We start from the raw sequence: 26735 nt of genomic DNA on the forward strand, positions 1-26735 counted from the left end.
CCCACCTTCACAACGCCGCGAGGCACTCATGCAACCCTTCTCATCCACCACCGTTTCGATCCAGCGCGACACGCGGGCCTGGCAGTTCCAGGTCTGGGCTTCTTTCGCAGTCGCCGTCTTCCTCTGCGCCACCGGCTTGAGCTGGCTGCCGGGCGAGGCGCTGGACCGGGCGTTCATGGTGATGGGCTACGTGTTCTGCCTGAGCACCGCCTTCATGCTGGCCAAGTTCATCCGCGACAGCCAGCAGGCCGAAGCCAGCAGCAGCGCCGGCCGCGACGTGCCGATGTGGCGCCTCGTGGTCTGGGGCAGCTTCTTCACCGCCATGGGCCTCACGGGCTGGGGCCTCGTGCGCATGGAGATCAACGACGCCTACAAGGCCTTCCTGGGCGTGAGCTGGCTGTTCCTCATCAGCTCGGCCTTCACGCTGGCCAAGACGCTGCGCGACCGCCACGAAGCCGACCTGATCGACGCCCGCCTGCAAGGCCGCCGCGCCGCTCGCCAGGAAGCCGCGGCTTCCGCCTCGGCCGAATGAGCGCCGCTGTTTTTCAACCCATCGTCAACCAACGAAAGAACGTCATGAAAAAGTCGATTGCCACGCTTGCTCTCGCTGTCTGCACCGCGTTCGCGGGTATCGCGGCGCCACTTCATGCACAGGCCCAGAGCGAGGCTTCGGCCGCGCTTTCGCTGATGCCCGTCGCTTCGGTGATCGGCGCGGCGTCCGTTGTCGGCGCATCGGCCACGGCGGTGGTCGCGGTGCCCGCGGCCCTGTCGGTGGGCGGCTCGACGCTCGCGGTGGTCGCCGTCGAGGCGTCGGCCGATGGCACGGTCTATGTGCTGGAGCGCGCGTCGGACGGCGCACGCGCCAGCGTCAAGGTGATGGGGCGCGCGGCCAACGGCGCGGCCGCCTCGGTGGGCACAGCCGTCTTGGTCAGCGTGATCGGCAGCGGCATCGTGCTCTCTGCCGCGGGCGAGGTGCTGGCCTTCGTGCCGAACGCCATCGGGCGCGCGCTGTTGCACAACGAGAGGCTGTCGTGAAGCGCGCGCTCGCGGTGTGCCTGCTCGCGCTCGTGGCGCTGCAGGCGCAGGCCGGGCGCTCTTGCGAGCAGGTCAAGCCGAGCCCGGCGCTCATCGTCAAAGGCATGCAGCTGGCCGAGCGCACCTCGCAGCAGCTCGATGCGAGCGGCGCCCGCGTCGTGCTGCTGGCACGCGCCGGGCAGGACCTGAGCAAGTACGGCCTGCGCTACTCGCACCTGGGCATCGCCTACAAGACCGACGAAGGCCCGTGGCGCGTTGTGCACAAGCTCAACCAGTGCGGCACCGCGGTGGCCGCGGTCTACCGGCAGGGGCTGGGCGAATTTTTCCTCGACGACCTGTGGCGCTACGAGGCCGCCTGGGTCGTGCCCACGCCGCAAGTGCAGGCGCAACTGCTGGCCGCGCTCGCCGAGTCGCCCTCGCGCATCGTGCGGCTGAACGTGGCGCCCTACAGCATCGTGAGCTACGCGTGGGGGCAGAAGTACCAGCAGTCGAACCAGTGGGCCATCGAGACGCTGGCCGCGGCCATGGAGCCCGCCACCATCCACAGCCGCGCGCAGGCGCAGGCGTGGATGCAGTTCAAGGGCTACGAGCCGACCACGCTCAAGCTCGGCCCGCTCACGCGGCTGGGCGGGCGTGTGGGCTCGGCCAACATCGCCTTCGACGACCATCCGAACGAGAAGCGGTTTTCGGACCGCATCGAGACTGTGACGGTCGATTCGGTCTTCGCGTGGATGCCGCGCGCGGGGCTGGGCGGGGCGCCGGTAGCGTTCAAGCTGCAATAAGAAAAGAAACTCTGGAGAAGAAACGAAATGAGCAAGTCATTGCGCCTGTCCGAAAAATGGTTCCGCCGCGGCCTCTGGCTCGTGGCGCTGGTGTTCGCGAGCTTCCTGATCGGCCTGGGCAGCACGGTCGTGGGCGACCTGCCGCAGGTCGAGCGCGTGCGCGGCATCGACGACTTCATCGACCTGCGCGCGGCCGAGCCGCTGCGGAACACCATCAAGGCCTCCGAAGCCACGGAGTTGCAGGCCGCGCGCGACCTCGACCAGATCCGCCTGCAGCTGGCCGCCGCGCAGCAGGGCAGCGCCAATGCGCGCGAGACCTTCGGCAACTGGATCGCCACCCGCCGCGCCACCGCGCAGCCCGACCAGGACACCGAGCTCATTGCGCGCACCAAGGCGCTCGATGCGTTCAAGCAGAAGGAGGACGCCGTCCAGCGCCAGGTCAACGCGCAGCAGAAGATCACGCTCGATGCGCGCCAGGCCGAGCAGCGCGCCCGCACGGCGCTCGCCGAGCTGGAGCGCGATGCGCAGGTGAAGCTCGATGCCGAATACCGCCGCATCGAGCTGCGCGTGTTCGCGTACCGCCTGGCGCTCACGCTGCCGCTGCTGGTGGTGGCCGGCTGGCTCTTCGCCAGGAAGCGCAAGAGCACCTACTGGCCGTTCGTCTGGGGCTTCATCTTCTTCGCGCTGTTCGCGTTCTTCGTGGAGCTGGTGCCGTACCTGCCGAGCTACGGCGGCTATGTGCGCTACGTGGTGGGCATCGTGCTCACGGTGCTGGTGGGGCGCTATGCCATCGTCGCGCTCAACGCGTACCTGGTGCGCCAGAAGCTCGCCGAGCAGCAGCCCGACCAGGTGCGCCGCGAAGAGCTGAGCTACGACGTCGCGCTCGCACGGCTGGGCAAGGGCGTGTGCCCCGGCTGCGAGCGGCCGGTGGACCTGAAGAACGGCGAGATCGATTTCTGCCCGCACTGCGGCATCGGCCTGTTCGACCACTGCGGTGTGTGCGAGGCGCGCAAGAGCGCGTTCTCCAAGTTCTGCCACGCGTGCGGCACCTCGGCCCATGCGGGGCCCGGTGGCGACACAGCGCCGGCCTGAGGGCCGCGCGGAGGCGCTGCATCTTTCCATTGCAAGCGGGTATTCCGCACGCTGCGTGGCCGATTTTGGCGAAGCTGTCGCCGCAAGGTGTTAGAACCTTGGCCTGCGCTGCATTTCGCACGCAGCCGGCGTTCACTTTCATGCGTCGCCCGGCCTCTACCACGCACGACGAGGACCTCCTACCATGAGCTTTTTCGGCAAGATTTTTTCCAAGATTTTTCCGTCGGCCAACGCCGCTGAAGTCGTCGCCGCACCGCCGGCGGCTGCATCGGGCGCACCGGCCGCTGCGGCACCACCGCCCTCGATCCCGCTGGGCGACGTGCCCGCCATCCTGGACGCGATGCCTGGTGCCGCCGGCCTGAACTGGCGCACCTCGATCGTCGACCTGCTCAAGTTGCTGGGCCTGGACAGCAGCCTTGCCGCGCGCAAGGAACTGGCCAGCGAAATTCTCTACAGCGACGGCGAGCCGGGTTCGGCCGAATGGAACATCGGCCTGCACAAGCAGGTGATGAGCCGCATCGCAGCCAATGGCGGCACGCTGCCGGCCGAACTGCGCGACTGATCTTCGCGATCGGTCAACAAAAGCCCGGCAATGCCGGGCTTTTTCTATGGGGGGAGCGCTGGATTGGCATGGCTGGCGCGAACGTCGTCGCTCGGAGGCGACTCAAGAGCCAGGTGCGCGCCGTGTGACCCACCAAGCCGACAGCACGATCAACCCTCCACCCACCCAGCCTTGAACCGTCACCGTCTCCTGCATCCAGAGGACCGCGGCCAAGGCGCCCCACAGGGGCTCGCTTCCCATCAACAATGCCACGCGGCTGGGGCTGGTTCGCGATGCCGCATAGTTCTGGACGAAGAACGCGAGCACGGTGCACATCAGAACCAGGAATGCCATCGCGCTCCAGAAAGAAGCGCTGACCGGCAACGAATGGAAAGCGCGGCCTCGCACCAGCAACAACGCGAGAAGAATTCCCAAGGTCATCACCCCCATCTGGATGGCCGTCAGGGTCAGTGCAGGCAGCCGATGCGATTGCCCGTATTTCCGGGTCATGCACACCATCACGCCGCGAAGAAATGCGGCAAACACCATGAGGCCATCGCCCCAAGCCAGCATGGGGCCGCCACCATGCTGAAAGGCCAGCAGTCCAGCACCGATCATGGACAGGGCGGCGGCGCCAAACACGGTCGCTGTGGGTTTCTGCTTGAGCAGCCACCACTCGCAAAAAGGCGTCATGGCGACGCACAGGCTGATCAGGAAAGCCGCATTGGACGCCGTGGTGAGGGAGACCCCGAAGGTTTCGCAGACAAAGATGGCCAGGAGGTTCACGCCCAGCATCAAGGCGCCACCCAAGGCGCCGCGCCAGGGCATGCGTACCAGTGGCCACAAGGCGGGCGACAGGATCACGAACGTCAGCCCGAAGCGCAGAAGCAGGAACTCGAGCACGGGCAGTTGCTGGGTCGCCAGCTTGGCCGCGGCGTAGCTTCCGCCCCAGACGGCCGCCACCAGCAACAGCAGCAGTTCGATGTGTCCGAACTTGAGGACACGCCAAAGCCGCTTGCCGACAGATGCTGGGGCACCGAGCCCGACGGCAGAGTTGCTCATGTCGGCATCTGGGTGAACGCGACGACAAGCACATCGCGGTATGCCACGTTGCTCCCGGGAACGGCCGTGAGTGCAGACACCGCATGCATGGTTTCGTGATCGTTTCCGACGATGACATCGAATGGGTACATCAGGGTCTTCTGCCAGAGCACCTGTCCAAGATGATTGGTCACGGTGGTTTCGGCTCCCCGCACGTTTCGGCGGGACATCAACAAGCTCGCGACGTAGTCCACGCCGTCGCGATGCAGGCCCTCCGGCGTCGGCTGTCCATGCTGGCTTTCGCTGGCGAAGATGCGGTAGGGATGCAGCCGGATGTTCCAGCGGCATGCCCTCCCTTCGCAGTGATTGAACATTGCCGTCAGCGCATCGAGCAAAGCGGCGAGCACCACATGGCCGACGAAGCAGGGTTCAAGCGGATCGAACAACCGCGCGATGCCGCCATTGAGTGCGTTGATGTACTTCGGCTGTTCGTACGGCCCGTGGGGCAACTGAGTTCGAAGGCCCTCTGCGGACGATTCGAATTCGCCATATCGGCGATACCGGTAGTTGCCGCCATCGCCCATGTGTCGGTCCAGCGTCAAGCTGTCCCAATGCGCGCCGAAGCTTTCCGTCTGACCGGCCGAGAGGTCCAACAGGTACGACACCGCGTTTCCCGGAATGAAGACGAAGTTGTCGCTTTCAAGCTTTCGAGCGAAGGGCTCGACATGGATGCTCCCTTGCGCAGGGATCTGCGCCTTGGACGGGCCCGTCATGTGCATGCCCCTTCCCGGGTGGTCCGCTCGCCCGACGTGATCGGGCTGAACGTGCGCTGCGCGGAATTCCTCTCCCACGCGTCACGATCGGTGAGGTACAGGGGGTTCTCCGCACGTATCGCGCGCACATCCATCGCGCCTTGGCGCAGCGCGTAGCCCACGGAGCCCGAGACCTTGCTCGCCGATGTGCGAATGAAGGCATCCGCGCTCTCGCGCAGCATCCCGTACCAGCGCCCTTCCACGGCTTCGCGTGTCCAGATCTGCTCGACGGACCGCTTCTCGCGCAGCAGTTCCGCATCGAGAACGGCCGTTTCCAGATGGCGGTAGGCATCCATCAAGATGGTGGCGGCCGGCGCTTCGCGCAGTTCCAGCACCTTCTGGCCACCCTCCAGATGCTCCAGCCCGCTGTATCTGCCGATGGCGAAAGCGCCCACACGCCGATTGAGCTGTGCGATCAGGTCCACCAGCGATAACGATTGCCCGTCGACTGCGACCGGCACGCCGCTCTCGAAGCGAAGGAAAATGTCCTCGGGAACAGGGGCTCGTTCAGGTTCGCGCGTCCATTCAAACAGGCTGGGCGGGACCCAGAAGCTTTCGGGATTGTCGATCGAGCCGGACTCGAATTCCCTGCACCACAAATTGGCATCGCCACTGATGCCTCTGGCCTGAAAGCGAGTGAGCCCCACTTGCTGCAATGCGGCGATCTTTTCCTCGCGGCTCAGAATCGAGCGCTCGTAAGGTGTGCCATAACAGCCGGTGTAGCCCAACTGGTCGATCGCGCCATTCAACCGTCTCAGGCTGTTCTGCGAGGTGTTGGCGGTGTGCACGATGGCGCCGCAGCCAAGGCGTGCGGCTGCCTGAACGGCCGAGCGCGCCAGGATGGGGCTAGACAACGATGAGCTGACGGGATACATGCCCAGGTACAACGCCTGCGCGCGAATGGCCGGAGCCACGGCCTCGTTGGCAAATTCCTCCCTGGCATCCACGATCACCAGGTCGACGCCAAAGAACTGTGTGATTTCTTTCAGGTCGTGAAGGTCGCACCCCTCGCCAACGTCGATCGAGAGAGCCGTTGTTCGCAACCCTCGATCTGCCAGTTCCTTGAGTATGTAGCTGCTGTCCAGCCCCCCGCTGAAAAGCGTGAGCACATGATCGACCTGTCCCACCATCGCATCGAGGTCATCGAAGCTCCCAATCCTTCTTTTTTTCACGCCGCTTCCTCCTGAATTTTTTTGACGTGGCGCATTGTTCAGGGGGCACTTGCGCAAGACTAGACCCACCACAGAACAGGATATGTGCCCAGTGAGAATGAATGACTTCATCGGTTTCATGCACGAGATGGTGGCCTTCGTGCTGGTTGCGGAATCCGGCAGTTTTTCGAAGGCGGCACAGCAGCTCGCGATGACGCCATCGGCCGTGAGCCGACAGATATCCCGTCTGGAGAAGGCCATGGGCGTGAAGCTCATGCACCGAACCACGCGACAACTGCGTCTGACGGAAGCGGGGCTGGATGTGCTGGAGCGCGGACGTGAAATGGTGGACGCTGCCAAAGCCACCATGCAGGCGGCGGAGGAGCACATGCGCGCACCCAAGGGGCTGGTGCGGTTGAGCGCACCCAAGGCGTTTGCGCGCCATATGCTTCAGCGCTGCCTGCTGTCGTTTCTCGCGCGCTACCCGGACGTCGATGTCCACGTGATGGTGGTCGATCGTCCCGTCGACGGCCTGCGGGAGAACGTGGATCTCGTGATCCGGCTGACAGACGATCCGCCGCAGGGCATGGTGGCGCGCAGCCTGATGCCGGTGCAGCAATGGGTGGTTGCCAGTCCGGGCTACCTGTCGGCGCACGATGCCATCGGGCGGCCGGAGGACCTCGTCAATCACAGTTGCCTGTCGTTGGGCGAGCAGGACCGGGACAACCGATGGTGTTTCTCTCGGGATGACGAAACCCGCGAGGTGCTGGTTCGAGGGCGCTTCACCATCAACCACAGCGAGATGCGGCTGGATGCCGTCTCGGCAGGTTTCGGCGTTGGCTGCGTGCCCGACTTCGTGGCCCGGGATGCGGTTGAGCAGGGCCGTGTTGTCCGTGTGCTGCCGGATTGGACCTTCCAGGCCAGCTACCAGGGCACCGCGTATCTACTCTATGCCGCGGCGCGCTACACCACCCCGAAGGTGCGCGTTCTCATCGAACATCTGATGGACGCGCTGTCGACGTCTCGTTGAGCCGGATCCCGGAGGGTTCCTTCGGGGAATCAATAGCGCACGCAGATCGAGAACGAAGGCTTCAGGTCCAACCCGCATCCACCACATAGTCCTGCGCGGTGCACATCTTCGAATCGTCAGCGGCCAGGAACAGCGCCATCGCCGCAATGTCCTCGGCCATCACGCGCCCCGGCAGGCATTGCGCGGCATCGATCTCTGCAGCGGACTCGGGCTTGACCCACAGCTTGATCTGCCGCTCGGTCATCACCCACCCCGGCACGATCGAGTTGACGCGGATGTTCTGCTTGCCCAGGTCGCGCGCCAGCGAGCGCGTGAGGCCGCGCGCCGCCGCCTTGCAGGCCTGGTAGACCGGGTAGCCCTTGCCCTTGATCATCCAGCTGATCGAGCCGAAGTTGATGATCGAGCCGCCGCCCAGCGCGCGCATGTCGTCGGCCACCGCCTGCGCGGCGAAGAACTGGTGCTTGAAGTTGACGGCCACGAGGCGATCGAAGTCGTCGCTGGTGACATCGGCCATCTCGTGGCGCCTGTCGTTGGCGGCGTTGTTCAGCAGCACGCCGATCGGGCCGAAGCGCTCTCGCACAGCAGCGATGGTGGCAGTGAGCGCGGCGGTATCGGTCACGTCGCAGGCGCTGAACAGCACGGGCGACTCGCCCTGCAGCTGGGCCGCGAGCGCCGTGCCGGCGGCCGTGTCGAGGTCGCAGAAGCCGACCTTCGCGCCCTGCGCATGGAAGGCCCGCACCAGCGCCTCGCCGATGCCGCTGGCACCGCCCGAGATGAAGACGGTGCGCCCGGCGAGCGACGGATAGCGGGCGGTGTAGGGGGAGGTTGGAGAGGAGGCTGTGGTCATGGGGGATGAAGACGACGGCGGTGGAAACAGGCCACGAGCGTACCGGATGCGGCCGCCATGGTGGAAACGCGGGCTTCCGCCCGGCGTATGGCTTCCGGCCTGTGGGCAGGATGGTCTCGCGTGGATAGGCTTGCGGACATGAACTCGTTCCATCGCCGCGCCCTCGTGAGCTTCGCGCTTCTCCCGGCCCTCATCGTGGCGCGGCAGGTGCGCGCCCAGGCGGCGGCGCCCATCCTGCTCTTCAAGGTGGTCTCGCCGCGCGACGACGTCGTCGTGGGCATCGAGGCCGCGCAACTCGGCGCCGGCGCGGCGCCGCCCGTGCAGCGCCTGGCCGCGATGCTGGCCGACAAGGGCCAGCTCACGCTCTGGCAATACGCCTCGCAGCATGGCGAGGGCGGCGCGCTGGTGCAGGCGCCGCTGCGGCAGATCGTCGTCTTCAAGAACGACCTGCTGCGCATCGAGCCGTACAGCACACCGCTCGCGATCAAGGCGCCGGGCGCCTCGAAGTAAATAAAGCGCGAAGTTGGACGTGCAGGCCGCCGGCTAGACGCCGCGCGCCCGTTCGGCCTTGAACCGTGCGCGGAATTCCGTGAACGTGCCCGCGTCGAGCGCCGCGCGAATCTCGGTCATCAGGTTCAGGTAGTAGTGCAGGTTGTGGATGGTGCACAGCATCGGCCCGAGCATTTCGCCGCAGCGGTCCAGGTGGTGCAGGTAGGCGCGGCTGAAGCCTTCGCGGCCACCGTCGTTCCACGACACGCCCGACGTGCCCGCGCAGGCATGGCAGGTGCAGCTCGGGTCCACCGGCTGCGGGTCGCTCTTGTGGCGGGCGTTGCGCATCTTCAGGTCGCCGAAGCGCGTGAACATCGTGCCGTTGCGCGCATTGCGGGTCGGCATCACGCAGTCGAACATGTCCACGCCGTCGGCCACGCCCTGCACCAGGTCCTCGGGCGTGCCCACGCCCATCAGGTAGCGCGGCTTGTCGGCCGGCAGCCGGTGCGGCGTGTGGCCCATGATGTGCAGCATCTCCTCCTTGGGCTCGCCCACGCTCACGCCGCCGATGGCGTAGCCGGGAAAGTCCATGTCCACGAGCGCCGCGAGCGATTCCTCCCGCAGGTTCTCGAACATGCCGCCCTGCACGATGCCGAAGAGCGCGTTGGGGTTCTCCAGCCGCGTGAATTCGCCCTGGCAGCGCTTGGCCCAGCGCAGGCTCAGTTCCATCGAGATGCGCGCCTCGGCCTCGGTCGTGATGTGGCCCTTGGTGTCGTAGGGCGTGCACTCGTCGAACTGCATCACGATGTCGCTGTTCAGGATGGTCTGGATCTGCATCGAGACCTCGGGCGTGAGGAACAGCTTGTCGCCGTTGACGGGCGATGCGAACTTCACGCCCTCCTCGCTGATCTTGCGCATCGCGCCCAGCGACCACACCTGAAAGCCCCCCGAGTCGGTGAGGATGGGCTTGTTCCATTTCTCGAACTGGTGCAGCCCGCCGAAGCTGGCCATCACGTCCAGGCCCGGACGCATCCACAAGTGGAAGGTGTTGCCCAGGATGATCTGCGCGCCCATCTCTTCCAGACTGCGCGGCATCACGCCCTTGACGGTGCCGTAGGTGCCCACGGGCATGAAGATCGGCGTCTGCACCTTGCCGTGGTTGAGGGTGAGCGTGGCGCGGCGCGCGTGGCTCGCGGGGTCGGTCTTGAGGAGTTCGAAGTTCAGCATGGTCGTCTTCAATCTTTTTGTCGTGCCAGCAGCATGGCGTCGCCATAGCTGAAGAAGCGGTAGCGGTTGGCGATGGCGTGGGCGTACAGCGCCATCACCCGCTCGTACCCCGCAAGGGCCGAGACCAGCATCATCAGCGTGCTCTTGGGCAGATGGAAGTTGGTGACCAGCACATCGACGTGCGCGAACGCGAATCCCGGCGTGATGAAGATGCGCGTGTCGCCCGTCGCCTCGCCGCTTTGGGCCCACGACTCGAGCGTGCGCACGGTGGTCGTGCCCACCGCGACGACGCGGCCGCCGCGCGCCTTGCATTCGGCGATCGCGCGCTGCGTGGCCTCGGGCACTTCGTAGCGCTCGGCATGCATCGTGTGCTCGGCGATGTTCTCGGTCTTCACCGGCTGGAAGGTGCCGGCACCCACATGCAGCGTGACGTTGGCGCGCTGCACGCCGCGGGCTTCGAGCGCGGCCAGCAGGCCTTCGTCGAAGTGCAGAGCGGCCGTGGGCGCGGCCACCGCGCCGGGCACGCGCGCGAACACGGTCTGGTAGCGGCTCTCGTCATCGGCCGAATCGGTGTGCGTGATGTAGGGCGGCAGCGGCACATGGCCGCAGCGGGCCATCAGCGCATACGGGTCTTCGCCCGCATCGCTCTCGAAGCCGAAGCGGAACAGCGCGCCGTCTTCCTCGGGCCAGCGGCCCAGGAGCGTCGCGCGAAAGCCGCCGACCATCTCCAGCGTGGTGCCCACGGGCGGCTTCTTGCTGACCTTCATGTGCGCGACCACCTCGTGGCCCTGCAGCACGCGCTCAACGAGCAGCTCCAGCTTGCCCCCGGTCGGCTTCTCGCCGAAGAGGCGCGCCTTGACCACGCGCGTGTCGTTGAAGACCAGCAGGTCGCCCGCGCGCAGCAGCGAGGGCAGGTCCTTGAAGATGCGGTCGGCCGGCGCGTCCCCCGTGCCGTCGAGGAGACGGGAGGAGGTGCGTTCGGAGGCCGGGTGTTGCGCCACCAGTTCGGGCGGCAGGTCGAAATCGAAATCGGAGAGCGTGAAGGCGCGCATGGTGCTTGAGGGCCGGACGGGCCCGTGCCAAGGAGGCATGGAAGAAAGAAAACCGGGGGAAGGGGCGATTGTCCCATGCCCGCAATCGGGGGCCCGGCGCGGGGTTGCCGAGGCAGAATCGACGGATGGTCGATTCATCCGTCGCGCGCGTCCCGCTGGCGCCTCCTCCCTCCGAAGGCGAGCTCTTCAAGAAGATCCTTGCAAACGCCTGGCAGGGCCTGCACCCGGACATCCGCCGGCGCTTCGACAAGAACCCCTCGCCGGGCAAGGCGCTGCATTACCTGGGCGCGTTGAGCGAGCTGCGCTGCTCGCGCTTCGGCAAGCTGCTGGGGCACCTGACGCAGCCGCTGATCCAGGGCGCGCTGATCCCCTACAGCGACACGAATTTCCCGGTCGAGATCCAGGTCTACGCCAAGCCCGACGATCCGGCCATCTACAAGCAGCGCATCTACCGCCTGCACGGCCGTAAGCCCATCCAGTTCACCAGCTTCATGCGCGAGAGCGCGCGCGGCGAGGTGCTGGAGTACGTGGGCATGGGCCTCGGAATGAAGCTGGTGCTGAGCGTGGAGAACGGCAGCCTGCATTTCCAGAGCGACGGCTATTTCTGGGACGTGTTCGGCTGGCGCATTCCGCTGCCCGGCGTCTTCACGCCCGGCAAGACCTTTCTCTGGCACCACAACGAAACGCCCGAGCGCTTCAACATCCGCATCGAGATCCGGCACTGGCTCATGGGCACGACCTTCACGCAGGTCGGCGTGTTCGAGGAAGTGGCCGACCCGGGGGCAGCCGCCGCATGATCGACACGCACCTGCTGGCGCTGCAGCTCATGGCCGCGCAGGGGCTGATGGGCGCGTTCGACACGCTCTATCACCACGAGGGCACCGAGGCGCTCGCCCAGCGCAACACGGCGCGGCGCGAGCTGGCGATCCATGCTGTGCGTTCGTCGATCTACTGCGCGATGTTCATCGGGCTGTCGTCGTGGGCCTGGCATGGCGCGTGGGCGTGGGTGCTGCTGGCGGTGTTCGGCGTGGAGATCGTGCTCACGCTGTGGGACTTCGTGGTCGAAGACGGCAGCCGCCTCTTGCCGCCGACCGAGCGCGTCACGCACACGGTGCTGGCCATCAACGCGGGCGCGTTCATCGCGCTCCTGGCGATGAATGCGGGGGACTGGGCCGCGCGGCCGACGGCGTTGGCGTGGCAACCGCAAGGCTGGCTGGGCGCCTTCCTGGCGCTGTGCGGCGTGGGCGTCGGCCTCTCGGGGCTGCGCGACGGGCTCGCGGCGCGTGCGTTGTTTCGCCGCACGGCGCAAGAAGCGGCGCGGGCCGTGCAGGCGCCGGTGCACTTCGGCACGAAGCCCCAGCGCGTGCTGGTGACCGGCGGCACCGGCTTCATCGGCCAGACGCTGGTGCGCCACCTGCTGGCCGACGGCCATGCCGTGACCGTGTGGACGCGCGACGCGCGCTCGGCCGCATGGAACTTCGGCGGCGCGGTGCGCTGCGTGCAGCGGCTCGACCAGATTCCCGAGACCGATCCATGCGACGTGGTGATCAACCTGGCGGGCGCACGCATCCTCGGCCAACGCTGGAGCGAGCGGCGCCAGCGGCAGTTGCTGCAAAGCCGCGAGGGGCTCACCACCGCGCTGGTCGCATGGATTGCCACGCGTCCGCGCAAGCCCTGGCTGCTGCTGTCGGGCTCGGCCATCGGCTGCTACGGCGTGCAGCCGCAAGGCGATGCCACCGAACTGGCCGAAGACGCGCCGCCGCAGGACATCTTCATGTCGACGCTGTGCCAGCGGTGGGAGAAAGCGGCAGAGGCCGCGACGGCGCATGGCGTGCACGTGGCCTGCATGCGTTTCGGTTTCGTGCTCGGCCACCAGGGTTCGCTGCCGCAACTGCTGCTGCCCGTCGCGCTGGGCATGGGCGGCCGGCTGGGGAGCGGGCGGCAGTGGCTGTCGTGGGTGCATGTGCACGACGTCATCCGTGCCATGGCCCATGTGTGGAGCGCCGCCGAGCAGGCGGGAAGCGACAGCGCTGCGACCGCGCAGGCCTTCAACTTCACTGCACCCGGCGCGCTCAGCCAGGAAGAATTCACCCGCGTGGCCGCAAGCGTGATGCATCGGCCGTTCTGGATGCCGACGCCCGCCGCGCCCGTCAAGCTCTTGCTGGGCGAACAGGCCGACCTCCTGCTCGAAGGCCAGCGCGTAGTGCCCGCCCGGTTGCTGCAGACGGGATTCCGCTTCGCGTTTCCCGAGGCCCGCGATGCCTTGACGGACCTTTGCCGGCCGCGATAGAAGCCTTGCCCGTGCCCGCCAAGAAAGCCCCCTCCACGCCCGCAGACGCCGCCACCGCGCCGTCGCCATCACCGCCGCAGCCGCCCGGCACCGGCCTGAGCCTCGTGCAGCGCGCCCTGCGCAAGCTCGGCCTCGTGCGCGACATCGACTTCGCGCTCTACCTGCCGATGCGCTACGAAGACGAAACGCGCATCGTCAAGCTTGCCGACACGCGCGACGGCGACATGGCGCAGGTCGAGGGCGTGGTCACCGAATGCGAGGTGGTGTTCCGCCCGCGCCGCCAGCTGATCGCCACCCTCGACGACGGCAGCGACACCTGCCAGCTGCGCTTCTTCAACTTCTATCCCTCGCAGCAAAAACAGCTCGCGGTCGGTGCGCGGGTGCGCGTGCGCGGCGAGATGCGCGGCGGCTTCGTGGGGCGGCAGATCATGCATCCCACGGTCAAGGCCGCGGGCACCTCGCTGCCGGAGGCGCTCACGCCGGTCTACTCGACCGTCGCGGGCCTGGCGCAACCGGTGCTGCGGCGCGAAGTGCGCTCGGGCCTGGCGCGCGCCGTGCTCGACGAGACGATTCCCGTGCAGATCGGCCTGCGCGGCGCGTGGGATCTGCGCAGCGCGCTCACCTTCCTGCACTACCCCACGCCTGACGTGGCGATGGCGACGCTCGAAGACCACAGCCACCCGGCGTGGCAGCGCATCAAGGCCGAGGAGTTGCTCGCGCAGCAACTCTCGCAACTGCAGGCCCGACTGGAGCGCGCGGCGCAGCGTGCGCCTCTGCTGCCTTCGTCGCCGGAACCTGTGGCGACGTCGCTGCATGCGCAACTGCTCGCGGTGCTGCCCTTCGGCCTGACCGGCGCGCAGCAGCGCGTGGGCGAGGAGATCACGCGCGACCTCGGCCGCGAGATTCCGATGCACCGGCTGCTGCAGGGCGACGTGGGTTCGGGCAAGACGGTGGTAGCGGCGCTCGCGGCGGCGCGCGCCATCGACGCGGGCTTCCAGTGCGCGCTGATGGCGCCGACCGAGATCCTCGCGGCCCAGCACTTCGGCAAGCTCGTGGGCTGGCTCGATCCGCTCCTGGCCGCGCGCGGCCTGCGCGTGGCCTGGCTCACCGGCAGCCAGAAGAAAAAGGAGCGCGACGCGATGTCGGCCGCCGTCGAGAGCGGCGAGGCCGCGCTGGTCATCGGCACGCACGCCGTCATCTCGGAGAAGGTGCGCTTCAAGAACCTCGCGCTCGCGATCATCGACGAGCAGCACCGCTTCGGCGTGGCACAGCGGCTCGCGCTGCGCGGCAAGGCCGTGGGCCACCTCGAGCCGCACCTCTTGATGATGAGTGCCACGCCGATCCCGCGCACGCTCGCGATGAGCTACTACGCCGACCTGGACGTCTCCACGCTCGACGAGCTGCCGCCCGGCCGCACGCCCATCGTGACCAAGCTGGTGGCCGACCACCGGCGCGACGAGGTGATCGACCGCATCCAGGCGCAGATCGCGCAGGGCCGGCAGGTCTACTGGGTGTGCCCGCTGATCGAGGAGAGCGAGGCGGTCGACCTGCGCAACGCCACCGAGACGCGCGACGAACTGGCCGAGACGCTCGGCGAGGCCATCCACGTCGGCCTGCTGCATTCGCGCATGCCGACGGCCGAAAAGCAGGCGGTGATGGCGGCCTTCACCGCCAACGAGATCCAGGTGCTGGTGAGCACGACGGTGATCGAAGTGGGTGTCGATGTGCCGAACGCCTCGTTGATGGTGATCGAGCACGCGGAGCGCTTCGGGCTCTCGCAGCTTCATCAATTGCGTGGCCGCGTGGGTCGCGGCGCGGCGGCCTCGGCCTGCGTGCTGCTCTACGCGCCAGGCGACAGCGGGCGCGTGGGCGAGGCGGCGCGCGCGCGTTTGAAGGCGATGGCCGAGACGGGCGACGGCTTCGAGATCGCGCGGCGCGACCTGGAGATCCGCGGCCCCGGCGAATTCCTGGGCGCGCGCCAGTCGGGCGCGCCGCTGCTGCGCTTCGCCGACTTGACCACCGACACGCTGTTGCTCGATTGGGCGCGCGAGCTCGCACCGGTGATGCTCGAGAAGCACGCCGAGCTGGCCCAGCGCCACATCGACCGCTGGCTCGGCACCAAGGCCGAATACCTGAAAGCCTGAGCGGCCTCGCGCTGTTTACGCCGAGGGCCGGCGCGTGAAGGCGAGGATCAACCCGAAGCCGACCATCATGCTGCCGCTCACCTTGTTGAACCAGCGCATCGCGCGGCTGCCGTTCGCGAGCCGGCGCATGCGCGCGCCCAGCAGCGCATAGAGCGCGATCGCGACCAGCTCGAACACCAGGAAGGTCGCCCCCAGCAGCAGGTAGCTGGAGGCGTAGGCGCCGGGCACCACGAACTGCGGGAAGAACGCGGTGAACACCAGGATGGCCTTCGGATTGCCGGCCGCCACGGTGAACTCCTGCCGCGCCAGCGCGCGCAGCGAAGGCGGTGCGGCGGTGCCCTGCGATTGCACATCGGCCGTGGGCGCCGGTGCGCGCAAGAGGCGGATGCCGATCCACACCAGGTACGCCGCGCCGATGTACTTGATGACATCGAAGGCCAGCTCCGAGGCCACCAGCACCGCGCCCATGCCCAGGCCCGCGACGGCAATCATGAGCGCGAAGGCCACGAGGCGGCCGCTGGCCGCGATCACCGCGGGCGACACGCCGTGCCGCGCACCGTTGGTGACCGACAGCAGGTTGTTGGGGCCGAAGGCCATGTTGATGGCAAAGCAGGCCGGAAGAAACAACAGATAGGTGGAGAGGCTCATGGTTGCATCCTGCTACGCAGATAACTGCGATGACGAAGGTTCGCCATTATCCGCAGCCTCCGCGATGTGTACGACGAAAGCCTGCAGATGCAACAACGCTGCATTAGCGCCATGGTGTTTACGCGGGGTTCTTGCCGCGCGACTTGTTTTCTAGACTGCGCCGCGATGCGTTTTTGCACGGTGTTCGAGGGCTGTGCGATGCCGCGTTTTTCTTCGGACTTTTTCGCTACTGGTCCGCGTCTTGCACGCGTTTCGAAAGGCGGATCGCACGCCGAATATTCGAACAACACACTGCACGGAGGAAAGTCGCAATGACTTCGAAGAGGATGAACAGACTCGCGATCGCCATGGCCCTCGCTGGCCTCGCATCGCACCAGGCATGGGCTCTCCAGACCTATGCCGGAGACCCGGGAATGATCGGTGCGCCGGCCAGCTGGCGCACGGCCGAGTTCATGCGCGACTGGGGCCTGATTGCGATGGGCACCGAATACGCCTACGCGGCGGGCGTGAGCGGCGCGGGCATCAAGATCGGCGAGGTCGATTCGGGCTACGACGCATCGCACCCCGAGTTCCCGGCCTCGCGCTATCACGGCGTGCCGGTGGGCGCGATTCCCGGCGCCTACGACGGTGCGTACAACGACCGCCATGGCACGCACGTGGGCGGCACCATCGCCGCGAACCGCGACGGCGGCGCGGCCACGGCGAACATGCACGGCGTGGCCTTCAACGCGGACCTCTTCGTGGCCAACACGGCCAAGACCGACGGCGCCAATTTCGGGCGGCCGCTGCCCGGCGATTCGCCGGTCATCACGGTGGACAACCAGCACATTGCCGATGCCTACCGCGCGGCCAACGCGCAGGGCGTGCGCATCATCAGCACGAGCTGGGGCAGTCCGCCGACCGGCGAGCAGTACAACACCCTCGCGCAGCTGCACACGGCCAACGGCTACTACGTGGCCAACAACACCTGGATCCAGGGCGCGTTCGACGCGGCGAAGACGGGCACGCTGATGGTGTTCAGCGCGGGCAACGGCGGCTGGCTCAACCCCAGCCCGCGCGCGGCCGCGCCGTACTTCAACCCCGAGCTCGAAACGAACTGGCTCGCGGTCTCCGCGCTGAGCACGATCGGGCAGACCTTCAATGCCGACGGCTCCGTCAACGTGCCGGGCACGCAGCGCTACAACAAGTGCGGCGTGGCGAAGTGGACCTGCGTCACGGCGCCGGGCTTCCAGATCAACGGCACCGTGCTGGCTGGCGGCTACGCGTCGCTGTCGGGCACGTCGATGGCCGCGCCGCACGCCTCGGGCGCGCTCGCGCTGATCATGGAGCGCTTCGGCTACATGACCAACGAGCAGGTGCTCACCGTGCTGAAGACCACCGCGACGCAGAACGCGACGATCGTGGATGCGGCCGGCACCGGCACGATGGCCAACCCCGAGGCGGGCCAGCAGGTGAAGGTGCCCGATGTGGTGAACGGATGGGGCACGCCGAGCCTGCGGCGCGCGATGAACGGGCCGGGGCAGTTCATCGGGCCGTTCGCGGTCGATACGCGAGGACAGAACGACACGTGGTCGAACGACATCTCCGACGTCGCGATCCGCGCACGCCGCGCGGAAGATGCCGCCGAAGCCACCGCCTGGGAAACGACCCGGCAGACGCGCGGCTGGACCGCGGGCCTGCCCGGCGGCGCGAGCGATGCGGACCGCAGCGAATACGCCACCGGCGTGGCCCGCGAGGCCGCGCGCGCCACGCGGGTCTACGAAGGCAGCCTCGAGAAGCTCGGCGCCGGCACGCTGACCCTGAGCGGCCAGAACAGCTACACGGGCAGTACCGCGGTGAACGGCGGCACGCTCAAGGCGGGGGCGGTCAACGCCTTCAGCGGCGCATCGGCGCACAGCGTGGGCGCGGGCGGCATGCTCGATCTCGCGGGCTTCAGCCAGAGGCTGCCGTCGTTGGCGAACGGCGGCGTGGTCTCGCTGGTCGGCGCCGCGCCGGGCACGACCCTCACCATCACCGGCGCCTATGTGGGCAACAACGGCACGCTGCGGCTGGGCACCGCGCTGGGCGACAGCAGCAGCGCGAGTGACCGGCTGGTGCTCGACGGCGCGGGTGCCAGCGCCAGCGGCCGCACCACGGTGCAGGTCACGAACCTCGGCGGCCTCGGCGCGCTGACGAGCGGCAACGGCATCGAACTGGTCAGCGCGCTCAACGGCGCGAAGACCACCGCGCAAAGCACCAAGGACGCGTTCTCGCTCGCGAACGGCCACGTCGACGCGGGCGCCTACGAATACCGGCTGCATGCGGCCGATGCCGGCGGCGCCGGCGAGAACTGGTACCTGCGGTCCACGGTCCCCGCGACGCAGGTCCCGACTTACCGCACGGAGGTGCCGATGCTCGCCGCGCTGCCCGAGCAACTGCGCCAGGGCAACCTCGCCATGCTGGGCAGTTCGCGCGTGCGCATGGGCGACGACGACGCCCGGGCCGGCCGCAACGATGCGGGCGACGAGACTGGCACGCCGCTGCGCAGCGCCTGGGGCCGCGTCATCAGCACGAACCTGAACATCAGCCAGCAGGGCACCGTGAGCCCGCGGAGCGAGGGGCGACTGACGGGCCTGCAGGCCGGCACCGACCTGTGGGCCGGCCGCAACTGGCGCGCCGGCGTGTACGTCGGCCGGCTCGAAGGCGATGCCCGCACCCGCGGCTTCGCGCGCGGCGTGTTCGACCTTGCCGTCGGCAGCAACGACCTGCGCAGCGACTACCTGGGCCTGTACGGCAACTTCACGAGCGACGCGGGCTTCTACGCCGATGCGGTGCTGCAGGGCGGCCGCCACCGCTACACGACGGGCCCCTTCGACAGTTCGCCGTCGGCTTCCGGCAAGGGCAGGAGCACGCTGCTGTCGCTGGAGGTGGGCCAGAGCTTCGCGCTCGGCAGCAACTGGAACATCGAGCCGCAATTGCAGCTCGTGCACCAGCGCGTGAACATCGACGACGTGAGTCTCTTCGGCGCCCGCGTCTCGCAGGACACCGACAGCGGCTGGACGGTTCGCGCGGGCGTGCGGCTCAAGGGCCAGATCGCCACCGGCGCCGGCGTGCTGCAGCCGTATGCGCGGCTGAACGTCTACCGCACCTCCAGCGGCTCGGACGTGGCGCGCTTCATAGGCCCCGCCGGCTGGACCGACATCGGCACCCGCACCGGTGGCACCAGCACCGAACTCGCGGCCGGCGCCGCCCTGGCCGTCGGCGAGCGCACCAGCCTGTACGCGGAAGCGGGCAAGCTGTTCGCCTCGGGCGGCGCCGCGCGGGTGAAGAGCGGCATCAATGCGAGCCTGGGCATGCGCGTGAAGTGGTGAGGGGGCGGTCCAGGGCGATCGGTCGTGGGCAGGAGGACGGCCGCATCGACCCCTGACAACGCCGGGTCACGGAGGCTTGCGCATAATTGACGCAAGCTATGACTCTCACCGAACTCAAATACATCGTCGCAGTAGCCCGCGAACGGCACTTCGGCAAGGCGGCCGAGGCCTGCTACGTCTCCCAACCGACCCTCTCGGTGGCCATCAAGAAGCTCGAAGACGAGCTCGAGGTCAAGCTCTTCGAGCGCAGCGCCGGCGAAGTGACCGTCACGCCGCTGGGCGAGCAGATCGTGCAGCAGGCCCAGAGCGTGCTCGACCAGGCTGCCAGCATCAAGGAAATCGCCAAGCGCGGCAAAGACCCGCTGGCCGGCCCGCTGAACCTGGGCGTGATCTACACCATCGGCCCCTACCTCCTGCCCGACCTGGTGCGCCAGGTGATCGCGCGCACGCCGCAGATGCCGCTGGTGCTGCAGGAGAACTTCACCGCCAAGCTGCTGGAGATGCTGCGCGCCGGCGAGATCGACTGCGCCGTGATGGCCGAGCCTTTCCCGGACACGGGCCTGGCGATGGCGCCGCTGTACGACGAGCCCTTCATGGCCGCGCTGCCGGTCAATCACAAGTTCGCCAGCCGCGAATCGATCACCTCGGAAGAACTGCAGAACGAGACCATGCTGCTGCTGGGCACCGGCCATTGCTTTCGCGACCACGTGCTCGAGGTGTGCCCCGAGTTCGCGCGCTTCTCCAGCAATGCCGAAGGCATCCGCAAGAGCTTCGAGGGCTCGTCTCTCGAGACCATCAAGCACATGGTGGCCTCGGGCATGGGCGTGACGCTGGTGCCGCGCCTGTCGGTGCCGGCCGAGGCGCTCAAGCCCAAGGCCAAGGGCAGGAAGGACTCCGAGCAGATGGTGCGCTACCTGCCGGTGCGCGACGCGCACGACCGCGACCCGCCCACGCGCCGCGTGGTGCTCGCATGGCGCCGCACCTTCACGCGCTACGAGGCGATCGCGGCGCTGCGCAATGCGATCTATGCGTGCGAGCTGCCGGGCGTCAAGCGCCTCTCCTGAAAGGGCGCGCGATTGGCGGCCTTGGCCTACGCGGGGGCTGTTTTGAATCCTTCATCGCTGGGATAGAGTGACGCTGTTGCGAAGCCGCGCGCCGGCTTCGAGAATCGACATGTTCCTCTCAACTTGAAGAAAGACCACTCGCCATGGCCAAAGCTCCAAAGAAAACCAAGCCAGCGTCCACCCCCTCCTCGGGCAAGGTGCCCAAGAAGGGCGGCGCCATCGTCGCGCAGGAGTCCGGCAGCCGCAACGCGCCGATCATCAACATCGGCATCGAGCGCCAGGACCGCGCTGCCATCGCCGAGGGTCTCAGCCGCGTGCTGGCCGACACCTACACGCTCTACCTCACGACGCACAACTTCCACTGGAACGTGACCGGTCCGCACTTCAACTCGCTGCACGCGATGTTCATGGGCCAGTACACCGAGCTGTGGGGCGCGACCGACGTGCTCGCCGAACGCATCCGGGCCCTCGGCCACTACGCGCCGGGCTCGTACGCCGAGTTCAGCAAGATCGCCACCGTGCCCGACGTGCCCCAGAACCCGCCCAAGGCGATGGAGATGGTGCGCATCCTGGTCAAGGGCCACGAAACCGTTTCGCGCATCGCGCGTGAATTCATCCCCGTGGCGGAAGAGGCCGGCGACGATCCGACCGCCGACATGCTGACCGCGCGCTGCACGGTGCACGACCAGACCGCCTGGATGCTGCGCTCGCTGCTGGAAGACTGAGTTCGCGGGCAGCCCGGAATCCGGGCAGCGAAACCGAGAGCGGCACAATGGCCGCTCTTTTTTCGTCCGCCTTTCTCTCCGATCTTTTCTGCATGCTCGCACGCCGTCTCGCGCTCTACCTCGACCTGATCCGCTGGAACCGCCCTGCCGGCTGGCTGTTGCTGCTCTGGCCCACGCTGGGCGCGCTCTGGTTCGCGGCCGACGGCTGGCCGGGCTGGCAGCTGGTCGTGGTGTTCACGCTCGGCACCTTCCTCATGCGCAGCGCGGGCTGCTGCGTCAACGACGTGGCCGATCGCGACTTCGACCGCCACGTCAAGCGCACCGCCCAGCGGCCCGTGACCAGCGGCGCCATCTCGGTCAAGGAAGCGCTCGCGCTCGGCGCCGTGCTGGCGCTCGCGGCCTTCGGGCTGGTGCTCACCACCAACCGGGTGACGGTGCTGTGGTCGTTCGCCGCGCTGGCCATCACGCTGGTCTATCCGTTCGCCAAGCGCTTCGTGTCGATCCCGCAGGCGGTGCTGGGCATCGCCTTCAGCTTCGGCATTCCGATGGCCTTTGCGGCGGTGCAGTCCACCGTGCCCGTGTTCGCCGCGTGGCTGCTGGTCGGCAACCTGTTCTGGGTGCTGGCCTACGACACCGAGTACGCGATGGTCGACCGCGACGACGACCTGAAGATCGGCATGAAGACATCGGCGATCACCTTCGGCCGCTTCGACGTTGCGGCCGTGATGCTGAGTTACGCGATCTTCCTGGCGGTCTGGGCGTGGGCGGGTGCCAGCCGGTCGCTGGGCGTGCTGTTCTTCGCGGGGATCGCCATTGCCGCGGGGCAGGCGCTCTGGCACTGGCGGTTGATCCGCGAGCGCACGCGCGACGGCTGCTTCAAGGCCTTCCGGCTGAACCACTGGCTGGGCTTCACGGTGTTTGCCGGCGTCGTGGCCGGCTATTTCGTTCGCTGAAGGAGAGCTCATGCTCGACCGCCTGACGCAGAAGATCGGCCACGAAGGGCTGTCCGAATGGCACGTCATCACTCAGGAGATGGTCGACCGGTACGCGGTGCTGTCGGGCGATGGCGAAGGCGAGTGGATTCACCTCGACCCGGAGCGCGCGGCCCGCGAGGCGGACTATGGCGGCACGATCGTGCCGGGCTTCTTCCAGGTCTCGCACCTGATCCGGCTGACCGGCGAGGCGATGCGCACGCTGCTGCCCTTCGATGCGAACCACGCGCTGAACTATGGCTTCGACCGCCTGCGCTTCGTGAGGCCGATGCCGGTGGGCGCGCGCTTCAGGGCGCGGGTGCGCATCCTCGGCGCGACGCCCAAGGGCGACGATGGTTTCCTGCTGAAAGAAGAAGTGCTGCTCGAACTGGAGGACGGCACCGTCACGCTGGCGGCCGAGTGGCTGTTCTTCCTCGGGCCGCGCGCGCTGGCGGGCTGACCAGCTTCAACCGCGCCCGAATTCCTCGCCCAGTTCGGCCGCGCGCTTCTGCGCGGCGCGGATGGCGATCTTGAACTGCGCCTTGATGTCCGCGCCTTCCAGCGACGTGATCGCCGCGTAGGTCGTGCCGCCCTTGGAGGTCACGCGCTCGCGCAGCACCGAGGGTGGCTCGGTCGCGCTGTGCGCCAGCGCCGAGGCGCCGGTGAAGGTGCCGATGGCCAGGCGCTGGGCCTGGTCGGGCGTGAGGCCCATCTCGACGCCGGCCTCGGTCATCGCCTCGATGAAATAGAACACATAGGCCGGGCCCGAGCCGGACATGGCGGTGACTGCATCGAGCGCCGGTTCGGCATCGACCCAGAGCAGTTCGCCCGTGGGCGTCAGCAGCTGGCTGACGAGTGCGCGGTCGGCGCTGGTGACGTCCGGCCGCGCGAACAGGCCGGTCATGCCCTGGCCGACCAGCGCGGGCGTGTTGGGCATGGCGCGCACCACGCGCTCGGTGCCGACCCAGCGGGCGATGCTGTCGGACGGAATGCCCGCGGCCACGCTCAGGTGCAGTGCGTCCCCGGCGAATGCGCGCACCGGCTTGGCGGCCTCGGCGAAGGCCTGCGGCTTGACCGCCCACACCACGACGCCGCAGCGCGAAAGCGCTTCGCTCGCCTCGGCCTGCGCCGTGATGCCGAAGGACTGCGCAAGCTTCGTGCGCGCCGCCTCGAAGGGCTCGACCACCTCGAACGCGGCGGCCGGGGTGCCTTGCTGGATCAGTCCGCCGATGATGGCGCTGGCCATGTTGCCCCCGCCGATGAAGGCGATGGGCGGCAGCGGCGCGGGGGCGGTGCGGGGCAGGAAGGTCACGGCGATGGTCATGGTCGGTCGATGTATTCGAAGGCGGCGAACTGGGTCACTTGCAGCGGATTGAAATTGTCGTCGCTCACAACCACCAGCAGGCGGTTGCCGTTGGCCAGCGACGGTCCCCAGCACATGCCCTCGGTGTTGTCCAGGCGCGAGAGGCCGAGCGCGGCGAAGTCGGCCACCAGGGTTTTGGCGACGGGCTGGTGATTGCCCGGCGCCAGCGCATCGATGGCGAGCACGTCGCCGGCGGCGCGGGTGTCGATCTCGTAGAGGCGCAGCGAATTGCCCCTGCCCGCGGCATACGCGCGCTCCAGCACCAGCATGCGGTGCGCATCGAGCATCAGCACCTCGCTCACGCCGTTGTCGGCGTAGCTGCCGGGGATGAGGGGCCGCAGGGGGATGGCGTCGGGGACGTAGGCGATCTGGCGGGTGGCATGGCCGGTCTCCAGGTCGACCTGGGTGAAGCGGCAGGGGCCGCCGGGCGCGCGCGTGGTGGGGATGGGGCCGTCCTGGATCAGGGCGTTTTCCATCGAAACCCAGGCGAAACGGCCGTCGGGCGTGAGGGCGATGCCCTCGAACGTCAGGTTGTCGCGCGGGCCGCGGCGCTGGGCCGGATCGGGCGTGAACATCGCGGGCAGGGCGAATTCGCGCAGAAAGCGGCCGTCACGCGCCGATTCATACAGCGCGGGGCCGAACCCGCGGGCGATGTCGCCTTCGCTGGTCCAGAGCAGGGTGCCGGTGGATGGGCGCAGGCGGAGGGCTTCGGGGTCGGGAACCGGGAGCCCGTCGACCGCGTGGCGACGGTCGGGCCAAGGGCCGCCACCGGGGCGTTGCAGTCGAACAACGCCCGTCGGCTCCGGCGGGGCGGCCTGCGGTTGGGGCCAGCGCGCCGTGTAAAAGCGAACAGGCGCCAGATCTGATCGGTCGTCACTGATAAGCAGGTACTCACCTCGTGCGGCGTCGTAGTCGATGCCGGAGAGGCCGCCGGCCGTGGTGTCTTCTATATGCAGCCTGTGCGCCCAGCGCGCCTCGGCGATGCGACGCAGCCGCCCGGTGCCCGGAGTCGGCGTTGCGCTCCCGCAGCCGGCGAGACCCAGCGCCAGCGCGGCAGCCGCGCCTCCCAGCAGGCTGCGGCGGGTGGGGAGCGGGGGCGAAAGATGGGTTCTGGCAGTGGCGCGCACGCCTCGGAGTCTAGTGCCAGCACGTGATGGTGTAATGAGTCGGTTGACATCGGCACAAGTGCCTGCAATAATCGCGGGCTTCGCTTCCAAAAGGCGAAGCTTTCAGCCCAAAGCGGAAGTGCCTCGAGTGGTTCGAGGCATGGACGACGGGCCCAAGACTGACCGCGGTGTCTCCCTCCTGGAGGCTCATCGGTACAAGTTGGGAATATCAAGAAATGATCCAAACTGAATCCCGGCTCGAAGTGGCCGACAACACGGGCGCGAAATCCGTCCTGTGTATCAAGGTGCTCGGTGGCTCCAAGCGGCGTTATGCCAGCGTGGGCGACGTCATCAAGGTCAGCATCAAGGAAGCCGCTCCGCGTGGTCGCGTCAAGAAGGGCGAGATCTACAGCGCAGTGGTGGTCCGCACCGCCAAGGGCATCCGTCGCGCCGACGGTTCGCTCGTCAAGTTCGACGGCAACGCAGCAGTGTTGCTCAACGCCAAGCTGGAGCCTATCGGCACCCGCATCTTCGGACCGGTGACGCGCGAGCTGCGCACCGAGAAGTTCATGAAGATCGTGTCGCTGGCACCCGAAGTTCTCTAAGGACAACAACGCCATGAACAAGATTCGCAAAGGCGACCAGGTCATCGTGTTGGCCGGTCGTGACAAGGGCAAGCGCGGTACCGTGTCGCTCCGCAAGGACGACTCGCACATCGTCATCGAAGGCCTGAACCTCGTGAAGAAGCACACCAAGCCGAACCCGCTCAAGGGTACGACCGGTGGCATCGTCGAGAAGTCCATGCCCATTCACCAATCCAACGTGGCGATCTTCAATGCCGCGACCGGCAAGGCCGATCGCGTGGGCATCAAGATCTCCCAGGGTGCTGACGGCAAGCGCGTGGCTGTTCGCGTCTTCAAGTCCAGCGGCGACGAAATCAAGTTCGCCTAAGAGGTACTCACATGGCACGTCTCCAACAACACTATCGCGAAAAGATCGCGAAAGACCTGACGGAAAAGTTCGGCTACAAGTCGCCGATGCAGGTCCCCCGCCTCACCAAGATCACCCTGAACATGGGTGTGGGTGAAGCAGTCGCCGACAAGAAGGTTCTCGACAACGCTGTCGCCGACCTCACCAAGATCGCCGGCCAGAAGCCCGTGGTCACCAAGTCGAAGAAGGCTATCGCCGGTTTCAAGATCCGCGAAAACCAGCCCATCGGCTGCATGGTCACGCTGCGCGGCGTGCAGATGTATGAGTTCCTGGACCGTTTCGTGACCATCGCGCTGCCGCGTGTTCGCGACTTCCGCGGCATCTCCGGCCGTGCGTTCGACGGCCGTGGCAACTACAACATCGGCGTCAAGGAACAGATCATTTTCCCTGAGATCGAGTACGACAAGGTCGATGCCCTGCGCGGTCTCAATATCAGCATCACGACGACGGCCAAGACCGATGAAGAAGCCAAGGCGCTTCTTGCTGGTTTCCGTTTCCCGTTCAAGAACTGAGGCGAACCATGGCTAAACAATCTTTGATCCAGCGCGAACTCAAGCGCGACAAGCTGGTTGCCAAGTTCGCTGCGAAGCACGCAGAACTGAAGGCGGCTTCCAACGACCTGAAGAAGAGCGACGAAGAACGCGCAGCTGCCCGCCTGGGCCTGCAAAAGCTTCCGCGCAACGCGAACCCGACCCGTCAGCGCAACCGTTGCGCCATCACCGGTCGTCCGCGTGGCACCTTCCGTCAATTCGGTCTGGCCCGCGCCAAGATCCGTGAACTGGCTTTCGCTGGCGACATCCCCGGTGTCACCAAGGCCAGCTGGTAAGCCAGGCAGGAGCAAACAACATGAGCATGAGTGATCCCATTGCCGACCTGCTGACGCGTATCCGTAACGCGCAGATGGTGGCGAAGCCCACTGTGTCGATCCCGTCTTCCAAGGTGAAGGCCGCGATTGCACAGGTCCTGAAGGACGAAGGCTACATCG

General features: G+C 67.3%; 29 protein-coding genes. 20 read left to right on the plus strand and 9 right to left on the minus strand.

Annotated features, from left to right (window positions below):
- Nucleotides 1-28: 28 nt before the first annotated feature.
- From JC881_RS27825 to JC881_RS27845, 5 genes are all read left to right on the plus strand, one after another.
- Nucleotides 29-532, plus strand: coding sequence for a YiaA/YiaB family inner membrane protein (locus JC881_RS27825; RefSeq protein ID WP_198788928.1), 504 nt, complete (start codon nt 29-31; stop codon nt 530-532).
- A gap of 44 nt (nt 533-576) precedes the next feature.
- A complete protein-coding gene (locus JC881_RS27830; protein ID WP_198788929.1) occupies nt 577-1035 on the plus strand; it encodes a hypothetical protein in 459 nt (152 codons plus the stop codon).
- A complete protein-coding gene (locus JC881_RS27835) occupies nt 1032-1817 on the plus strand; it encodes a DUF2145 domain-containing protein (protein ID WP_198788930.1) in 786 nt (261 codons plus the stop codon). The genes JC881_RS27830 and JC881_RS27835 overlap by 4 nt, the downstream gene beginning before the upstream one ends.
- 27 nt (nt 1818-1844) lie before the next feature.
- The gene (locus tag JC881_RS27840) at nt 1845-2909 is read left to right on the plus strand and encodes a serine endopeptidase (RefSeq protein ID WP_198788931.1); all 1065 of its coding nucleotides are present in this window, start codon (nt 1845-1847) and stop codon (nt 2907-2909) included.
- A 184-nt stretch (nt 2910-3093) separates the two neighbouring features.
- Nucleotides 3094-3471: a DUF3597 domain-containing protein gene (locus JC881_RS27845; protein ID WP_198788932.1), complete on the plus strand. Its 378-nt coding sequence runs from the start codon at nt 3094-3096 to the stop codon at nt 3469-3471.
- A 102-nt stretch (nt 3472-3573) separates the two neighbouring features.
- On the opposite strand, the gene JC881_RS27850 is transcribed toward JC881_RS27845, so the two are convergent.
- From JC881_RS27850 to JC881_RS27860, 3 genes are read right to left on the minus strand one after another with little or no spacing between them, the layout of a single operon-like run.
- Entirely contained in the window at nt 3574-4512 is a 939-nt protein-coding gene (locus tag JC881_RS27850) for a DMT family transporter (RefSeq protein WP_198788933.1), read from the minus strand.
- Entirely contained in the window at nt 4509-5264 is a 756-nt protein-coding gene (locus tag JC881_RS27855; RefSeq protein ID WP_198788934.1) for a 2OG-Fe dioxygenase family protein, read from the minus strand. The genes JC881_RS27850 and JC881_RS27855 overlap by 4 nt, the downstream gene beginning before the upstream one ends.
- On the minus strand, nt 5261-6475 hold the full coding sequence (locus JC881_RS27860; RefSeq protein ID WP_332875303.1) for an argininosuccinate synthase-related protein: 1215 nt from the start codon (nt 6473-6475) through the stop codon (nt 5261-5263). The genes JC881_RS27855 and JC881_RS27860 overlap by 4 nt, the downstream gene beginning before the upstream one ends.
- Nucleotides 6476-6572: 97 nt before the next feature.
- Between JC881_RS27860 and JC881_RS27865 the strand changes: the two genes are divergently transcribed.
- The gene (locus JC881_RS27865; RefSeq protein WP_233102084.1) at nt 6573-7484 is read left to right on the plus strand and encodes a LysR family transcriptional regulator; all 912 of its coding nucleotides are present in this window, start codon (nt 6573-6575) and stop codon (nt 7482-7484) included.
- Between the two features lie 61 nt (nt 7485-7545).
- Here the strand turns inward: JC881_RS27865 and JC881_RS27870 are convergent, their stop codons facing one another.
- Nucleotides 7546-8331: an SDR family NAD(P)-dependent oxidoreductase gene (locus JC881_RS27870; protein WP_198788937.1), complete on the minus strand. Its 786-nt coding sequence runs from the start codon at nt 8329-8331 to the stop codon at nt 7546-7548.
- Nucleotides 8332-8469: 138 nt separating this feature from the next.
- On the opposite strand from JC881_RS27870, the gene JC881_RS27875 reads away from it, so the two are divergent.
- Nucleotides 8470-8841 (plus strand): hypothetical protein, encoded by a 372-nt coding sequence (locus tag JC881_RS27875; RefSeq protein WP_233102085.1) that lies wholly within the window; start codon nt 8470-8472, stop codon nt 8839-8841.
- Between the two features lie 33 nt (nt 8842-8874).
- On the opposite strand, the gene tgt is transcribed toward JC881_RS27875, so the two are convergent.
- On the minus strand, nt 8875-10047 hold the full coding sequence (gene tgt, locus JC881_RS27880; protein WP_198788939.1) for a tRNA guanosine(34) transglycosylase Tgt: 1173 nt from the start codon (nt 10045-10047) through the stop codon (nt 8875-8877).
- A gap of 8 nt (nt 10048-10055) precedes the next feature.
- Entirely contained in the window at nt 10056-11099 is a 1044-nt protein-coding gene (queA, locus tag JC881_RS27885) for a tRNA preQ1(34) S-adenosylmethionine ribosyltransferase-isomerase QueA (RefSeq protein ID WP_198788940.1), read from the minus strand.
- A gap of 125 nt (nt 11100-11224) precedes the next feature.
- On the opposite strand from queA, the gene JC881_RS27890 reads away from it, so the two are divergent.
- From JC881_RS27890 to recG, 3 genes are read left to right on the plus strand one after another with little or no spacing between them, the layout of a single operon-like run.
- Nucleotides 11225-11896 (plus strand): DUF4166 domain-containing protein, encoded by a 672-nt coding sequence (locus JC881_RS27890; RefSeq protein ID WP_198788941.1) that lies wholly within the window; start codon nt 11225-11227, stop codon nt 11894-11896.
- The gene (locus JC881_RS27895; protein ID WP_198788942.1) at nt 11893-13389 is read left to right on the plus strand and encodes a TIGR01777 family oxidoreductase; all 1497 of its coding nucleotides are present in this window, start codon (nt 11893-11895) and stop codon (nt 13387-13389) included. The genes JC881_RS27890 and JC881_RS27895 overlap by 4 nt, the downstream gene beginning before the upstream one ends.
- A gap of 11 nt (nt 13390-13400) precedes the next feature.
- Nucleotides 13401-15533: an ATP-dependent DNA helicase RecG gene (gene recG, locus JC881_RS27900; protein WP_198788943.1), complete on the plus strand. Its 2133-nt coding sequence runs from the start codon at nt 13401-13403 to the stop codon at nt 15531-15533.
- Nucleotides 15534-15548: 15 nt separating this feature from the next.
- On the opposite strand, the gene JC881_RS27905 is transcribed toward recG, so the two are convergent.
- Nucleotides 15549-16181, minus strand: a complete 633-nt coding sequence (locus tag JC881_RS27905; protein ID WP_198788944.1) for a LysE family translocator — start codon at nt 16179-16181, stop codon at nt 15549-15551.
- Nucleotides 16182-16528: 347 nt separating this feature from the next.
- On the opposite strand from JC881_RS27905, the gene JC881_RS27910 reads away from it, so the two are divergent.
- From JC881_RS27910 to JC881_RS27930, 5 genes are all read left to right on the plus strand, one after another.
- Nucleotides 16529-19531 carry an autotransporter outer membrane beta-barrel domain-containing protein gene (locus tag JC881_RS27910; RefSeq protein ID WP_233102087.1) on the plus strand — a complete coding sequence of 1001 codons (3003 nt, stop codon included), beginning with the start codon at nt 16529-16531 and terminating at the stop codon, nt 19529-19531.
- Between the two features lie 98 nt (nt 19532-19629).
- Nucleotides 19630-20595 (plus strand): LysR substrate-binding domain-containing protein, encoded by a 966-nt coding sequence (locus JC881_RS27915; RefSeq protein ID WP_198788945.1) that lies wholly within the window; start codon nt 19630-19632, stop codon nt 20593-20595.
- Between the two features lie 143 nt (nt 20596-20738).
- Nucleotides 20739-21320: a Dps family protein gene (locus JC881_RS27920; protein ID WP_042577470.1), complete on the plus strand. Its 582-nt coding sequence runs from the start codon at nt 20739-20741 to the stop codon at nt 21318-21320.
- Nucleotides 21321-21412: 92 nt separating this feature from the next.
- On the plus strand, nt 21413-22273 hold the full coding sequence (gene ubiA / locus JC881_RS27925) for a 4-hydroxybenzoate octaprenyltransferase (RefSeq protein WP_198788956.1): 861 nt from the start codon (nt 21413-21415) through the stop codon (nt 22271-22273).
- Between the two features lie 10 nt (nt 22274-22283).
- Nucleotides 22284-22751, plus strand: a complete 468-nt coding sequence (locus tag JC881_RS27930) for a MaoC/PaaZ C-terminal domain-containing protein (RefSeq protein WP_198788946.1) — start codon at nt 22284-22286, stop codon at nt 22749-22751.
- 6 nt (nt 22752-22757) lie between these two features.
- Here JC881_RS27930 and proC read toward each other — a convergent pair whose 3' ends face one another.
- Both proC and JC881_RS27940 read right to left on the minus strand, forming a co-directional pair.
- A complete protein-coding gene (gene proC, locus JC881_RS27935) occupies nt 22758-23615 on the minus strand; it encodes a pyrroline-5-carboxylate reductase (protein WP_198788947.1) in 858 nt (285 codons plus the stop codon).
- Nucleotides 23612-24781, minus strand: a complete 1170-nt coding sequence (locus JC881_RS27940) for an esterase-like activity of phytase family protein (protein ID WP_332875304.1) — start codon at nt 24779-24781, stop codon at nt 23612-23614. Before JC881_RS27940 ends, proC begins: the two co-directional genes overlap by 4 nt.
- A gap of 215 nt (nt 24782-24996) precedes the next feature.
- Between JC881_RS27940 and rplN the strand changes: the two genes are divergently transcribed.
- From rplN to rpsH, 5 genes are all read left to right on the plus strand, one after another.
- Nucleotides 24997-25365 carry a 50S ribosomal protein L14 gene (gene rplN / locus JC881_RS27945; RefSeq protein ID WP_009124801.1) on the plus strand — a complete coding sequence of 123 codons (369 nt, stop codon included), beginning with the start codon at nt 24997-24999 and terminating at the stop codon, nt 25363-25365.
- Nucleotides 25366-25378: 13 nt separating this feature from the next.
- Nucleotides 25379-25711 carry a 50S ribosomal protein L24 gene (gene rplX / locus JC881_RS27950; protein WP_198788948.1) on the plus strand — a complete coding sequence of 111 codons (333 nt, stop codon included), beginning with the start codon at nt 25379-25381 and terminating at the stop codon, nt 25709-25711.
- Between the two features lie 11 nt (nt 25712-25722).
- On the plus strand, nt 25723-26262 hold the full coding sequence (rplE, locus tag JC881_RS27955) for a 50S ribosomal protein L5 (protein WP_013544114.1): 540 nt from the start codon (nt 25723-25725) through the stop codon (nt 26260-26262).
- 8 nt (nt 26263-26270) lie between these two features.
- Nucleotides 26271-26576, plus strand: a complete 306-nt coding sequence (gene rpsN / locus JC881_RS27960) for a 30S ribosomal protein S14 (protein WP_093436359.1) — start codon at nt 26271-26273, stop codon at nt 26574-26576.
- 20 nt (nt 26577-26596) lie between these two features.
- A partial coding sequence (gene rpsH / locus JC881_RS27965) for a 30S ribosomal protein S8 (RefSeq protein ID WP_198788949.1) occupies nt 26597-26735 on the plus strand: 139 nt, incomplete at its 3' end.

It is taken from the genome of Variovorax sp. IB41, from assembly GCF_016405905.1.
Lineage (GTDB): Bacteria > Pseudomonadota > Gammaproteobacteria > Burkholderiales > Burkholderiaceae_C > Variovorax.

What these genes read in the sequence shown, in the direction of transcription:
- JC881_RS27825 (WP_198788928.1), top strand. Translation starts at nt 29, where the DNA reads ATGCAACCCTTCTCATCCACCACCGTTTCGATCCAGCGCGACACGCGG.
- JC881_RS27830 (WP_198788929.1), top strand. Translation starts at nt 577, where the DNA reads ATGAAAAAGTCGATTGCCACGCTTGCTCTCGCTGTCTGCACCGCGTTC.
- JC881_RS27840 (WP_198788931.1), top strand. Translation starts at nt 1,845, where the DNA reads ATGAGCAAGTCATTGCGCCTGTCCGAAAAATGGTTCCGCCGCGGCCTC.
- JC881_RS27845 (WP_198788932.1), top strand. Translation starts at nt 3,094, where the DNA reads ATGAGCTTTTTCGGCAAGATTTTTTCCAAGATTTTTCCGTCGGCCAAC.
- JC881_RS27850 (WP_198788933.1), bottom strand. Translation starts at nt 4,512, where the DNA reads ATGAGCAACTCTGCCGTCGGGCTCGGTGCCCCAGCATCTGTCGGCAAG.
- JC881_RS27855 (WP_198788934.1), bottom strand. Translation starts at nt 5,264, where the DNA reads ATGACGGGCCCGTCCAAGGCGCAGATCCCTGCGCAAGGGAGCATCCAT.
- JC881_RS27865 (WP_233102084.1), top strand. Translation starts at nt 6,573, where the DNA reads ATGAATGACTTCATCGGTTTCATGCACGAGATGGTGGCCTTCGTGCTG.
- JC881_RS27870 (WP_198788937.1), bottom strand. Translation starts at nt 8,331, where the DNA reads ATGACCACAGCCTCCTCTCCAACCTCCCCCTACACCGCCCGCTATCCG.
- JC881_RS27875 (WP_233102085.1), top strand. Translation starts at nt 8,470, where the DNA reads ATGAACTCGTTCCATCGCCGCGCCCTCGTGAGCTTCGCGCTTCTCCCG.
- tgt (WP_198788939.1), bottom strand. Translation starts at nt 10,047, where the DNA reads ATGCTGAACTTCGAACTCCTCAAGACCGACCCCGCGAGCCACGCGCGC.
- queA (WP_198788940.1), bottom strand. Translation starts at nt 11,099, where the DNA reads ATGCGCGCCTTCACGCTCTCCGATTTCGATTTCGACCTGCCGCCCGAA.
- JC881_RS27890 (WP_198788941.1), top strand. Translation starts at nt 11,225, where the DNA reads ATGGTCGATTCATCCGTCGCGCGCGTCCCGCTGGCGCCTCCTCCCTCC.
- JC881_RS27895 (WP_198788942.1), top strand. Translation starts at nt 11,893, where the DNA reads ATGATCGACACGCACCTGCTGGCGCTGCAGCTCATGGCCGCGCAGGGG.
- JC881_RS27905 (WP_198788944.1), bottom strand. Translation starts at nt 16,181, where the DNA reads ATGAGCCTCTCCACCTATCTGTTGTTTCTTCCGGCCTGCTTTGCCATC.
- JC881_RS27910 (WP_233102087.1), top strand. Translation starts at nt 16,529, where the DNA reads ATGGCCCTCGCTGGCCTCGCATCGCACCAGGCATGGGCTCTCCAGACC.
- JC881_RS27915 (WP_198788945.1), top strand. Translation starts at nt 19,630, where the DNA reads ATGACTCTCACCGAACTCAAATACATCGTCGCAGTAGCCCGCGAACGG.
- JC881_RS27920 (WP_042577470.1), top strand. Translation starts at nt 20,739, where the DNA reads ATGGCCAAAGCTCCAAAGAAAACCAAGCCAGCGTCCACCCCCTCCTCG.
- ubiA (WP_198788956.1), top strand. Translation starts at nt 21,413, where the DNA reads ATGCTCGCACGCCGTCTCGCGCTCTACCTCGACCTGATCCGCTGGAAC.
- JC881_RS27930 (WP_198788946.1), top strand. Translation starts at nt 22,284, where the DNA reads ATGCTCGACCGCCTGACGCAGAAGATCGGCCACGAAGGGCTGTCCGAA.
- proC (WP_198788947.1), bottom strand. Translation starts at nt 23,615, where the DNA reads ATGACCATCGCCGTGACCTTCCTGCCCCGCACCGCCCCCGCGCCGCTG.
- rplN (WP_009124801.1), top strand. Translation starts at nt 24,997, where the DNA reads ATGATCCAAACTGAATCCCGGCTCGAAGTGGCCGACAACACGGGCGCG.
- rplX (WP_198788948.1), top strand. Translation starts at nt 25,379, where the DNA reads ATGAACAAGATTCGCAAAGGCGACCAGGTCATCGTGTTGGCCGGTCGT.
- rplE (WP_013544114.1), top strand. Translation starts at nt 25,723, where the DNA reads ATGGCACGTCTCCAACAACACTATCGCGAAAAGATCGCGAAAGACCTG.
- rpsN (WP_093436359.1), top strand. Translation starts at nt 26,271, where the DNA reads ATGGCTAAACAATCTTTGATCCAGCGCGAACTCAAGCGCGACAAGCTG.